At 71.4% G+C, this 12,255-nt stretch carries 9 protein-coding genes and 1 tRNA gene; 8 read left to right on the top strand and 2 right to left on the bottom strand.

Annotation, left to right across the window (positions count from 1 at the left end; all coding sequences use genetic code 11):
• Positions 1-34: 34 nt before the first annotated feature.
• Positions 35-328 (bottom strand): DNA-binding protein, encoded by a 294-nt coding sequence (locus tag ABEA26_RS22600; RefSeq protein ID WP_345594912.1) that lies wholly within the window; start codon positions 326-328, stop codon positions 35-37.
• A 256-nt stretch (positions 329-584) separates the two neighbouring features.
• Positions 585-656, bottom strand: a tRNA-Arg gene (locus ABEA26_RS22595).
• A gap of 219 nt (positions 657-875) precedes the next feature.
• On the opposite strand from ABEA26_RS22595, the gene ABEA26_RS22590 reads away from it, so the two are divergent.
• The 8 genes from ABEA26_RS22590 (at position 876) to ABEA26_RS22555 (ending at position 12,152) form a co-directional block, all read left to right on the top strand.
• Positions 876-1,307 (top strand): response regulator, encoded by a 432-nt coding sequence (locus tag ABEA26_RS22590; RefSeq protein ID WP_345594910.1) that lies wholly within the window; start codon positions 876-878, stop codon positions 1,305-1,307.
• Positions 1,308-1,435: 128 nt separating this feature from the next.
• Positions 1,436-2,503, top strand: coding sequence for an ArgS-related anticodon-binding protein NrtL (gene nrtL, locus ABEA26_RS22585; protein ID WP_345594908.1), 1,068 nt, complete (start codon positions 1,436-1,438; stop codon positions 2,501-2,503).
• 18 nt (positions 2,504-2,521) lie between these two features.
• Complete coding sequence (lysA, locus tag ABEA26_RS22580) at positions 2,522-3,922, top strand: diaminopimelate decarboxylase (RefSeq protein WP_345594907.1); 1,401 nt, start codon at positions 2,522-2,524, stop codon at positions 3,920-3,922.
• 203 nt (positions 3,923-4,125) lie between these two features.
• The gene (locus ABEA26_RS22575) at positions 4,126-5,418 is read left to right on the top strand and encodes a homoserine dehydrogenase (protein WP_279561730.1); all 1,293 of its coding nucleotides are present in this window, start codon (positions 4,126-4,128) and stop codon (positions 5,416-5,418) included.
• A 6-nt stretch (positions 5,419-5,424) separates the two neighbouring features.
• Entirely contained in the window at positions 5,425-6,483 is a 1,059-nt protein-coding gene (gene thrC, locus ABEA26_RS22570) for a threonine synthase (RefSeq protein ID WP_345594904.1), read from the top strand.
• 504 nt (positions 6,484-6,987) lie between these two features.
• Positions 6,988-7,917 carry a homoserine kinase gene (gene thrB, locus ABEA26_RS22565; RefSeq protein WP_345594902.1) on the top strand — a complete coding sequence of 310 codons (930 nt, stop codon included), beginning with the start codon at positions 6,988-6,990 and terminating at the stop codon, positions 7,915-7,917.
• A gap of 429 nt (positions 7,918-8,346) precedes the next feature.
• Complete coding sequence (gene rho / locus ABEA26_RS22560; RefSeq protein ID WP_345594900.1) at positions 8,347-10,518, top strand: transcription termination factor Rho; 2,172 nt, start codon at positions 8,347-8,349, stop codon at positions 10,516-10,518.
• A 470-nt stretch (positions 10,519-10,988) separates the two neighbouring features.
• Entirely contained in the window at positions 10,989-12,152 is a 1,164-nt protein-coding gene (locus ABEA26_RS22555; protein ID WP_345594898.1) for an LCP family protein, read from the top strand.
• The last annotated feature ends 103 nt before the right edge of the window (positions 12,153-12,255 follow it).

The following is a 12,255-nucleotide window of genomic DNA, read 5'->3' as shown; positions in this document are numbered from 1 at the left end:
GGCTTATATGACGGGATGGCAATCAGCGGATATCTCACACCTTGATGACGGTGACACGTCCGCCGCACAGCATGGTGACGTCCTCTGGATCCGAGGTGAGAACCGTCGCCGGACCAGGGACGGCGAGGGCGGTGGCGCCGAGCATGGCGTCGATGGCGTACTTGTGGCCGTGCAGGCCGGCGTTGGCGAGGAGGGCGGCGGCGTGACGGGCGAGGGGCTCGGTGACCGGTTCGACAACGAGGCGGGAGAGAGTCCACGCCAGGGCCGGGCGGGTGATCCGAGGGTGGACAACTTCCACAAGGGTTGCCGCGGAAGTGATCACCCGCAGGTCGTCGGCGCGAGCGAGGGCGAGCCAGAGTGGGGCTGGCGCAGGAACCGTCGAGTCGCTCGCTGCGGATGGCTCCGTCCTTGTCCGGGGGTGCGCTGGGCGTAGTCCCGGGCCGGTCCGGCTGCCGGGCCGCGGACGTGGACGTACCTGATCACTGGCAAGTGGCTGCCTTCGGTGGCTTCCGCCCGCACATACGCGAAGACCCCATCCTCAGCGAACTCGCTGATGACGGGGTCTTTGGGCACCTCATACAGGGTGCCCCCGGCAGGATTCGAACCTGCGCACACGGCTCCGGAGGCCGTTGCTCTATCCCCTGAGCTACGGGGGCGCGTCGGTCGCCTTCGATGTTGCTCGCGGCGACGGATAGAACACTACCAGCTCCCCCGGGGTGGTCATGAACGGGTTCTCACGGGCCGGGGGGCTGTCGGGGCGTCGGTCGTGGGGGCGTTGTCCCCCGCACGGGGCGGAAGTGGGGAAAACCCGGACGCGGTGGCCGGTCCGGACCTACTCTCGAGTTGTGCCTAGGGCGTCTGGCCGAGTCCTTGTTGTGGACGACAACAAGGTCATCCGGCAGCTGATCAGGGTCAATCTCGAGCTGGAGGGCTTCGAGGTCGTGACCGCGGCCGATGGTGCCGAGTGTCTTGAAGTCGTCCATCAGGTGCGGCCCGACGCCGTCACGCTGGACGTGGTCATGCCTCGGCTGGACGGGGTGCGGACCGCTGCCCGGCTGCGGGCCGATCCGCGTACGCGGGAGCTTCCGATCGCCGTCGTCAGCGCTTGTACGCCGTACGAGGTCGACGCGGCGTTCGATGCCGGCGCCGACGCCTTTCTGTCCAAGCCGTTCGAGCCCGCGGAGCTCATCGCTCTCGTACGGCAGTTGGTCGAGCGGAAGGCCTGTGAGAGTGCGGCTCCCCTGCGGACGGTGCTCGGTGTGACCGGGGAGAGTGAGTCGTCGGCCCAGGCCGAGTCGGCCGGGTGACCCGGGCCACGGACGCCGGGTGTCTCCGACCGCGGTCGAGCCACGGGCGAGGGGGCCTGCGTCCATATATCGGGACCGGTGCCGAACCTGTTCGCCTACCCACCCCCCTCCTCCCATACGCTAGACCCGTGACCCCCGTAGAGCTCTCCCGTACCGTGCTGCACGCGGTGCGTCGCGCTGTCGACGCGGGTGAGCTGAGCGTGGCCGTGCCGGCCCGGGCCGTGGTCGCTCCGCCCGGGCCCGGAGGGTGCGGGGACTACGCCACCAACATCGCCCTTCAGCTCGCCCGGCCGGCCGGACAGCCGCCCCGCCGGGTAGCCGAGGTGCTGCGGCCCTACCTCGTCGACGTCGACGGCATCACCGACGTCGTCCTGACCGGGCCCGGGTTCCTCAACATCAGCCTCCACGGCACCGCGCCCGCCGCTCTCGTCGAGGAGATCCTGCGGCACGGGCCCCGGTACGGGTACGGGGACGGGAGCGCCGACGGTGCCGGTGGGGAGAGCGGCCGCGTCGTGCGGCTGCACTGCCCGCACGACCTCCGTGCCGTCGTCGTCGCCGAGGCCGCCGCCCGCATCCTGCGTTCCCAGGGCGCCCTCGTCCGCACCAGCTGCGCCGCGCGGCTCGACCCCGCGTGGACCGCCGTCCTCGGTGTGCGCGTCGATGCGCAGGGGCCGGCGCCCGCGGAGCTGCCGGTCGACGTCCGTCCCGTCCCGGCGCCCGCCGATCCCCTGCCGCTCGGCCGGGACGCCGGCCGCTGGGCCCTGCTCCACCCCGCCGCCCACGACCGGCCCCGCATCGGCGACGAGCACCTCCGGCAGCGCGAGAGCAACCCCCTCTTCCGCGTGCGGTACGCCCACGCCCGCACCCGCGCCCTCTCGCGCAACGCCGCCGATCTCCACTTCGCCGCCGAGCCCGGTGCCATGACCGGCGGCACGGCGCCGGACCTCCTCGCCGCCCTCGCCGGCCACCCCCGCGCCCTCGCCGCCGCCGCGGCGCACCGCGCCCCCGACCGGCTGGCCCGGCACCTCGTCACCGTCGCCGATGCCGCGCTGCCCTTCCTGCCCACCGTGCTGCCCCGCGGCGGGGAGAAACCCTCGGCCACCCACCGTGCCCGGCTGGCGCTTGCCGAAGCCGTCGGGGCGGTGCTTGCCGGTGGCCTGTTCCTTCTCGGCATCGACGCACCCGACCACCTCTGAGAGAGCGCAGAAGACGCCATGAGCCGTTCCGCACACCCCGCCGGGCCCCGTCACGCCGACGTCCTCCCCGAGGGGCGCTCCGCAGCGAGCACAGCGCCGCCCGCCGACCTCAACGCCCTCGACCCGAAGGTCTGGGCCCAGACCGTCGAGCGGGACGCCGACGGTGCCGTCACCGTCGGCGGGATCGCCGTCACGCGGCTGGCCGAGGAGTACGGCACCCCCGCCTACGTCCTCGACGAGGCCGACTTCCGGGCCCGGGCGCGGGCCTGGCGGGCCGCCTTCGGTTCGGACGCCGACGTCTTCTACGCGGGCAAGGCGTTCCTGTCCCGGGCCGTCGTGCGGTGGTTGGACGAGGAGGGGCTGAACCTCGACGTGTGCTCGGGAGGCGAGCTCGCCACCGCGCTGTCCGCGGGGATGCCCGCCGACCGCATCGCCTTCCACGGCAACAACAAGTCGCCCGAGGAGATCGAGCGCGCCGTCCGGGCCGGCGTCGGGCGGATCGTGCTCGACTCCTTCCAGGAGATCGTGCGTGTCGCCCACATCGCCCAGTCGCTGGGCAAGCGGCAGCGTGCGCAGATCCGTATCACCGTGGGAGTCGAGGCCCACACGCACGAGTTCATCGCCACCGCCCACGAGGACCAGAAGTTCGGGATCCCGCTGGCCGGCGGGCAGGCGGCGGAGGCCGTGCGGCGGGCGCTCCAGCTCGACGGGCTCGAGCTGATCGGGATCCACTCGCACATCGGGTCGCAGATCTTCGACATGTCGGGGTTCGAGGTCGCCGCCCACCGGGTGGTCGGGCTGCTCAAGGACATCCGCGACGAGCACGGCGTCGAGCTGCCCGAGATCGACCTCGGCGGCGGGCTCGGGATCGCGTACACGAGTGACGACGACCCCCGTGAGCCGCACGAGATCGCCAAGGCGCTGCACGAGATCGTCACCCGGGAGTGCGAGGCCGCGAAGCTGCGTACGCCCCGCATCTCCGTCGAGCCCGGGCGCGCCATCGCCGGGCCCACCGCCTTCACGCTCTACGAGGTCGGCACCGTCAAGCCCCTCGACGGGCTGCGCACGTACGTCTCCGTCGACGGCGGCATGTCCGACAACATCCGCACCGCGCTGTACGACGCCGAGTACAGCGTCGCCCTCGTCTCCCGCACCTCCGACGCCGAGCCCGTGCTCGCGAGGGTCGTCGGCAAGCACTGCGAGAGCGGGGACATCGTGGTCAAGGACGCCTTCCTGCCGGGGGACCTGGCGCCCGGCGACCTGATCGCCGTACCGGCGACGGGGGCGTACTGCCGTTCCATGGCCAGCAACTACAACCACGTACTGCGTCCGCCCGTCGTCGCCGTCCGGGACGGCGAGGCGCGCGTCATCGTGCGGAGGGAGACCGAGGAGGATCTGCTGCGCCTCGACGTCGGATGAGTTCCGCCGGGTGAGCCGGTGGTGAGCCGGTGGCGGGGCGAGACAGGGTGCGGACGGGTGGAGAGGCGCCCGGGCGGAAGATCTTTCGGTGTCCGCCCCTGCGAAAATGAAATAAACGTCTCACGATTCGGACGAAAGGCAGGAAATCCCGTCCGGTGCGTGAGACTGGACCAACCGTAGACGGTATGAGGAAACGAGGTCGGATGATGCGTACGCGTCCGCTGAAAGTGGCGCTGCTGGGCTGTGGAGTGGTCGGCTCAGAGGTGGCGCGCATCATGACGACGCACGCCGACGACCTCGCCGCCCGGATCGGGGCCCCGGTGGAGCTCGCGGGCGTGGCCGTACGGCGGCCCGACCGGGTGCGCGAGGGCATCGACCCCGCCCTCGTCACCACCGACGCCACCGCCCTCGTCAAGCGCGGGGACATCGACGTCGTCGTCGAGGTCATCGGCGGGATCGAGCCCGCCCGGACCCTCATCACCACCGCCTTCGAGCACGGCGCCTCCGTCGTGTCCGCCAACAAGGCGCTGCTCGCGCAGGACGGCGCCGCGCTGCACGCCGCGGCGGGCGCGAACGGAAAGGACCTCTACTACGAGGCCGCCGTCGCCGGTGCCATCCCGCTGATCCGGCCGCTGCGCGAGTCCCTGGCCGGCGACAAGGTCAACCGGGTGCTCGGCATCGTCAACGGGACGACGAACTTCATTCTCGACGCCATGGACACGACCGGGGCGGGCTATCAGGAAGCGCTCGACGAGGCCACCGCCCTCGGGTACGCGGAAGCCGACCCGACCGCCGACGTGGAGGGGTTCGACGCCGCCGCCAAGGCCGCCATCCTCGCCGGGATCGCCTTCCACACGCGGGTGCGCCTCGACGACGTCTACCGCGAGGGCATGACCGAGGTCACCGCCGCCGACTTCGCCTCCGCCAAGGAGATGGGCTGCACCATCAAGCTGCTCGCCATCTGCGAGCGGGCCGCGGACGGGGCGTCGGTCACCGCGCGCGTGCATCCCGCGATGATCCCGCTCAGCCATCCGCTGGCGAACGTGCGCGGCGCCTACAACGCCGTCTTCGTCGAGTCCGACGCCGCCGGGCAGCTCATGTTCTACGGCCCCGGGGCCGGCGGCTCGCCGACCGCGTCCGCCGTGCTCGGCGACCTCGTCGCCGTCTGCCGCAACCGGATCGGCGGCGCGACCGGACCCGGCGAGTCCGCGTACGCCGCGCTGCCCGTCTCCCCGATGGGCGACGTCGTCACGCGGTACCACATCAGCCTCGACGTGGCCGACAAACCGGGCGTGCTCGCCCAGGTCGCGACCGTGTTCGCGGAGCACGGTGTCTCCATCGACACCGTGCGGCAGTCCGGCAAGGACGGCGAGGCCTCCCTCGTCGTCGTCACCCACCGTGCGTCCGACGCCGCCCTCGGCGGTACGGTCGAGGCGCTGCGCAAGCTCGACACCGTGCGGGGTGTCGCCAGCATCATGCGGGTTGAAGGAGAGTAACCAGCAATGACCCACCAGTGGCGCGGAATCATCGAGGAGTACCGGGACAGGCTGCCCGTCTCCGACAGCACGCCCGTCGTGACGCTCCGTGAGGGCGGCACGCCGCTCGTGCCCGCGCAGGTGCTCTCCGAGCGCACGGGCTGCGAGGTCCACCTCAAGGTCGAGGGGGCGAACCCGACCGGGTCCTTCAAGGACCGCGGTATGACCATGGCCATCAGCAAGGCCAAGGAGGAGGGCGCGCAGGCCGTCATCTGCGCGTCCACCGGCAACACGTCCGCCTCCGCCGCCGCGTACGGCGTACGGGCCGGGATGGTCTCCGCCGTCCTCGTTCCGCAGGGCAAGATCGCGCTCGGCAAGATGGGCCAGGCCCTCGTGCACGGCGCGAAGATCCTCCAGGTCGACGGCAACTTCGACGACTGCCTCGCGCTTGCCCGCGCGCTGAGCGACAACTACCCCGTGGCGCTGGTCAATTCGGTCAACCCGGTGCGTATAGAGGGGCAGAAGACGGCCGCCTTCGAGATCGTGGACATGCTGGGCGACGCCCCCGACATCCACGTCCTGCCGGTGGGCAACGCGGGCAACATCACCGCGTACTGGAAGGGCTACAAGGAGTACGCCGCCGACAAGGTCAGCACGAGGACCCCGCGCATGTGGGGATTCCAGGCCTCCGGCAGCGCGCCGATCGTGCGCGGCGAGGTCGTCAAGGACCCGTCGACCATCGCCACCGCCATCCGTATCGGCAACCCCGCCTCGTGGGACTTCGCGCTCGCCGCGCGGGACGAGTCCGGCGGCGCCATCGACGAGGTGACGGACCGTGAGATCCTGCGGGCCTACCGGCTGTTGGCCTCCCAGGAGGGCGTCTTCGTGGAGCCCGCGTCCGCCGCGTCGGTGGCCGGCCTGCTGAAGGCCGCCGAGCAGGGCAAGGTCGACCCGGGTCAGCGGATCGTGTGCACCGTCACCGGCAACGGGCTGAAGGACCCGGACTGGGCCGTCGCCGGTGCCCCGCAGCCGGTCACCGTCCCGGTCGACGCGGCGACGGCGGCCGAGCGGCTCGGCCTGATCTGAGGGGCCTCCCCGCGGAACAGGGAGGGCCGCCTCGCCGTGGGAGCCGAGGGGACCGAGGGGGGCCCCTCCGCCTTCCGTCATCGTCCGTCGTGGAACCCGGGGACCTGGCCTCCCCACGGATTCCGAGCGAAGTCCCCGCGGAATCCCGGGGACCCGCGCGGGAATTCGGAGGAACCTCCCACGAAACGCGCCCCGCTCAAGAAGAGGGCGTAAGCGGCGCCCGGCCGGGAAAGTCACTTTTGGGGGGTGCACAGGGGGCTTACGACACGCATCGTGCGCCTCCTGTGCGCCCTATGTCGCCACAGAACCTTCCTTCGATAGGCTGTACTGAATCCGTCCGCCGCATATGCCGCGGTGCCGCGCCGTCTCCTCGTCCGGGAAGCGGCCGGGGGGCGGCCGGGGGGCCGTCGGTCGGCCGTTGGGCAGGCAGCGGCGGGCCCAGGGTTTCCGTACGTCATCGAATGTCGTTCGACAGTCACGCAGCTCAAGGAGAGTCATCAAGCGATGGCCGGTCCAGCCTTCCGCGCCGCCGCCGTCCGGGTGCGCGTCCCCGCCACCAGTGCCAACCTCGGCCCGGGATTCGACGCCCTCGGCCTGGCGCTGGGCTTGTACGACGACGTGGTCGTCCGGGTGGCCGACTCAGGGCTGCACATCGACATCGCGGGTGAGGGCAGCGAGACGCTGCCGCGCGACGAGAAGCACCTCCTCGTCCGCTCCCTGCGCACCGCCTTCGACCTGCTGGGCGGACAGCCGCGCGGCCTGGAGATCGTCTGCGCCAACCGCATCCCGCACGGCCGCGGCCTCGGCTCCTCCTCCGCCGCCATCTGCGCCGGCATCGTCGCGGCGCGCGCGGTGACCATAGGCGGCGAGAACCGCCTCGACGACGCCGCGCTGCTCGACCTCGCCACCGAGATCGAGGGACACCCCGACAACGTGGCGGCCTGCCTGCTGGGCGGATTCACCCTGTCCTGGATGGATTCCGGCGCCGCCCGGGCCATCAGGATGGAGCCCGCCGATTCCATCGTTCCGGTGGTTTTCGTGCCCGGAAAGCCGGTACTGACGGAGACCGCGCGCGGCCTGCTCCCGCGCACCGTCCCGCACGTCGACGCCGCCACCAACGCCGGCCGCGCCGCGCTGCTCGTCGAGGCGCTCACCAGGCGCCCCGAGTTGCTGCTGCCGGCCACCGAGGACCGTCTGCACCAGGACTACCGCGCGCCGGCCATGCCGGAGAGCGCGGCGCTGGTGGAGCGGCTGCGCGGCGACGGCATCCCCGCGGTGATCTCGGGTGCCGGGCCCACGGTGATGGCACTGGCCGACGCCGACACGGCCGACAAGGTCGAGGCGCTGGCCGGTACGGACTGGGCGGCCAACCGGCTCGGCCTGGGCCGGCGGGGCGCGAGCGTCCTGCCGCTGGCGGCGTCCAGCGACATTTAGCCGCGTACGGTTGCCGGATTTCGAGAGGGGGAATGTTTGTTGGATCCGGTAGTGTTAATCTCAAGTCTGCACCCGACCCCACCATGGCGAGGTGCCTCGTGTCCCCGTCAGGGACAGACATTCTTCCGGGAGCCCCCCAAGCCGCATTGTGTGCTGGACGTCGTACGTGATCAGTACGGCCGACACGGACACTGAGCGGCCCGCCGGTGGGGGCACCCCCTCTGGGGGAGTTTCGGAACCGGTGCGACCACGCCGCATGACACAGACACCAGGTGCCACGGCTAGGGGAAGCGCCATCACCAGATATCTCTTCCGCCGTTCAGGCGGACCACCGCCCCGGCACGGTTCACACAGCAAGGACCGAAGCCGGACAGCACAACCGGTCGCCGAGCCAGACAGGCCGACGTCCGCTCCAGGGAAGGACCCTTCGTGAGCGACACCACCGATCTGATGGGCGCACGTGTCGAGGAGACCGCTGCCGCGCCCTCCACGGACGCCTCCGCGCCTGCCACCGGTGCCGGCTCCCGGCGGCGCCGCGGTACCGGCCTCGAGGGCATGGTGCTGGCCGAGCTGCAGCAGGTCGCATCCGGCCTCGGCATCAGGGGCACCGCGCGTATGCGCAAGAGCCAGCTGATCGAGGTCATCAAGGAGGCGCAGGCCGCGGGAGGAGCTTCCGCCAAGGCCGCGCCCGCCGCGGCGGACGCCGCCGGCGAGACCAAGCCGAAGCGCCGCAACACCTCCCGGTCCCGTACCGGCGACGAGGCCCCCGCCGAGAAGGCGGAGAAGGCCGGCAAGGCCGAGAAGAAGGCGGACAGGACGGCCGCCGACAAGGCCACCGCCCAGCAGCAGATCGACATCCCCGGCCAGCCGTCCCCCAAGGTCTCGCCCACGGGCGAGACGGCCGGCGCCGCCGGTGACGACGCCCCCTCGGAGCGCCGGCGCCGCCGGGCCACCGCCGACGCGGGCAGCCCGTCCGCCGCCACCGAGACGGTGGCCGTCGAGACGAAGAGCGAGCCGAAGGCCGAATCCTCCGCGCAGCAGCAGCAGCAGCAGCAGCAGCAGCAGCAGCAACAGCAGGGGCAGGGGCAGGGGCAGTCGCAGGGCCACCAGCAGGGCCAGGGAGACGCCCGTTCCGACGGGGAGGGCGGCGAGGGCCGTCGTCGCGACCGCCGTGACCGCGGTGACCGCGACCGTGACCGGGGTGACCGTGACCGCGGCGACCGCGGTGACCGCGGACGTGACCGCGACCGTCGCAACAAGGGCGACGACCAGCAGAACCAGGGCGGCGGTCAGCAGCGTCAGCAGCAGGGCGGCGGCCGCCAGGACCGTCAGCAGCAGCGGGCCGACGAGGACGGCGACGACTTCGAGGGCGGCCGTCGCGGCCGTCGCGGCCGCTACCGCGACCGCCGCGGCCGCCGTGGGCGCGACGACATCCAGCAGGAGCCGCAGATCAACGAGGACGACGTCCTCATCCCGGTCGCCGGCATCCTCGACATCCTCGACAACTACGCGTTCATCCGGACCTCCGGCTACCTGCCCGGTCCCAACGACGTGTACGTCTCCCTCGCCCAGGTCCGCAAGAACGGCCTGCGCAAGGGTGACCACATCACCGGTGCCGTGCGCCAGCCCAAGGACGGCGAGCGCCGCGAGAAGTTCAACGCGCTGGTGCGCCTGGACTCCCAGAACGGCATGGCGCCCGAATCCGGGCGCGGGCGGCCGGAGTTCAACAAGCTGACGCCGCTGTACCCGCAGGACCGCCTCCGCCTGGAGACGGACCCCGGCGTCCTCACCACCCGCATCATCGACCTCGTCGCGCCCATCGGTAAGGGGCAGCGCGGTCTGATCGTGGCCCCGCCGAAGACCGGCAAGACCATGATCATGCAGGCGATCGCCAACGCGATCACGCACAACAACCCCGAGTGCCACCTGATGGTCGTCCTGGTCGACGAGCGTCCGGAAGAGGTCACCGACATGCAGCGGTCGGTGAAGGGCGAGGTCATCTCCTCGACCTTCGACCGTCCGGCGGAGGACCACACCACGGTCGCCGAGCTCGCCATCGAGCGTGCCAAGCGTCTGGTGGAGCTGGGTCACGACGTCGTCGTCCTGCTCGACTCGATCACCCGTCTGGGCCGCGCGTACAACCTCGCGGCCCCGGCCTCCGGCCGCATCCTGTCCGGTGGTGTCGACTCGACCGCCCTGTACCCGCCGAAGCGCTTCTTCGGTGCGGCCCGCAACATCGAGGACGGCGGCTCGCTGACCATCCTCGCCACCGCTCTGGTGGACACCGGGTCCCGCATGGACGAGGTCATCTTCGAGGAGTTCAAGGGCACCGGCAACGCCGAGCTCAAGCTCGACCGGAAGCTCGCCGACAAGCGCATCTTCCCGGCGGTGGACGTCGACGCGTCCGGCACGCGCAAGGAAGAGATCCTGCTCGGCAGCGACGAGCTCGCCATCACCTGGAAGCTGCGCCGGGTGCTGCACGCCCTCGACCAGCAGCAGGCGATCGAGCTGCTCCTCGACAAGATGAAGCAGACCAAGTCGAACGCGGAGTTCCTGCTGCAGATCCAGAAGACGACCCCGACGCCGGGCAACGGCGACTGACGTCTTCGCAGCATCCCGGCGGTGCCGAGCGGTGCCCGCAAACAGACAGCGGCGGCACCCAGCACCACCCAGCGGTATCCAGCACCATCACAGGGCCGCCCCCGTCACACCGGTGACGGGGGCGGCCCTGTGCGTGCCCGGGGAACAGGTGCTCGGTAACGTACGCCTGCCGCGGCAGCGGCGAGGCCGGTACCGCGACCTTCGCCACAGCCGTGAAGACCGGCGACGGGTACGGCGGCTACGGCACCCTCACTCGAAACTGCAGGTGACGGCGGATTCCACCGCCCAATCGGTTACTCTCCGTGTCCCGTGCGCCACACTTCGGTCACAGGGAGTCGTGCGACCCTGTGCCGAGTTCCGCCGTCTCACCAACGGAGGGACGATGGTCAGGTAGCGGCGGAAACCGCCGGAACCGACCAGCCCGACCCTGAGCACAGGGGGTAACCGACCGCACGAACGCCGAGGAGCACATGTCCGCCGAGAACACCCCTGACCCCGCCATACCCGGCCCCGGGGAGCCCGGCCCCGAAGAGCCCCGCTCTCCCGCTCCCGGCCGCCGGGGCAAGGGCCGCCGCCGCAGGCCCCGCGCCAAGCGGCGCAAGGCCCTGCTGGTCGCGGCCTGGACTGCCGCGGGCGTCGTGGTCCTGGGCGGCACCGGCGCCGGGGTCCTCTTCTTCAAGCTCAACGGCAACCTCTCCAGCGTCGACATCGACCAGGTCCTCGGCACGGACCGGCCCGAGAGGGCCGACAACGGCTCCCAGAACATCCTCGTCCTCGGCTCCGACACCCGCGCCGGCGGCAACAAGGAGCTCGGCGGCGGCACCGACGACGGCACCGCCCGCTCCGACACGGCGATGGTCGTGCACGTCCACAAGGGCCACAAGAAGGCCGGTGTGGTCTCCATCCCGCGCGACACCCTCATCGACCGCCCCGAGTGCACCGACGCCGACGGCGACGAGCACCCCGCCGCCGACGACGTGATGTTCAACTCCGCCTACTCCACCGGCGGCGGCTCCTGCGCCGTGAAGACCGTCGAGTCGATCAGCGGCCTGCGCATGGACCACTACCTGGAGGTCGACTTCAGCGGCTTCCAGAAGCTCGTCGACGACCTCGGCGGCGTCGACATCACGACCACCGAGGACATCAAGGACCCCGACAGCCACCTCGACCTGCCGGCGGGCACCCACACGCTCGACGGCGAGCAGGCCCTCGGTCTGGTCCGCACCCGGCACGGCGTCGGCGACGGCTCCGACCTCGGCCGCATCCAACTGCAGCAGGCCTTCGTCAAGGCACTGGCCGACCAGGTCAAGGACATCGGCCTGCTCGGCAACCCCAAGAAGCTGTACGACATCGCCGACACCGCCACCAAGACGGTGACCACCGACTCCGACCTGGGCTCGGTGAACTCCCTGATGTCCTTCGTGAGCGGCCTCAAGGGCATCGACGCCTCGGGCATGAACATGGTCACGATGCCGGTCCGGTACGACCCCGCCGACACCAACCGGGTCCTGGTGGCGCAGACCAAGGCCGACCAGGTGTGGACGGCCCTGAAGAACGACAAGCCGATCCCCGGGGCGGCGACGGAGGGCACGGCGTCGGGCGGCGCCAAGGGCGTCGTGAACAGCACCCCGTAGAGGCGTGCGGAATAGACGACGGCAGCCCCCGGTTTTGGGAGAAGGCCCCAGTCCTGGCAGACTGGTACGTCGGCCCCGGTTCACGCTCCCGCATCCCGCGGCG

The organism is Streptomyces marokkonensis (genome assembly GCF_039539045.1).
In the GTDB taxonomy this organism is placed as follows: domain Bacteria; phylum Actinomycetota; class Actinomycetes; order Streptomycetales; family Streptomycetaceae; genus Streptomyces; species Streptomyces marokkonensis.
Note: the sequence above shows the minus strand (reverse complement) of the source record. Positions and strands in the feature narration are given on the sequence as shown.

Bases quoted from the DNA above. Each gene is read 5' to 3' on its own strand.
- ABEA26_RS22575 (WP_279561730.1), top strand. From the start codon at position 4,126: ATGATGCGTACGCGTCCGCTGAAAGTGGCGCTGCTGGGCTGTGGAGTG.
- thrB (WP_345594902.1), top strand. From the start codon at position 6,988: ATGGCCGGTCCAGCCTTCCGCGCCGCCGCCGTCCGGGTGCGCGTCCCC.
- thrC (WP_345594904.1), top strand. From the start codon at position 5,425: ATGACCCACCAGTGGCGCGGAATCATCGAGGAGTACCGGGACAGGCTG.
- ABEA26_RS22555 (WP_345594898.1), top strand. From the start codon at position 10,989: ATGTCCGCCGAGAACACCCCTGACCCCGCCATACCCGGCCCCGGGGAG.
- lysA (WP_345594907.1), top strand. From the start codon at position 2,522: ATGAGCCGTTCCGCACACCCCGCCGGGCCCCGTCACGCCGACGTCCTC.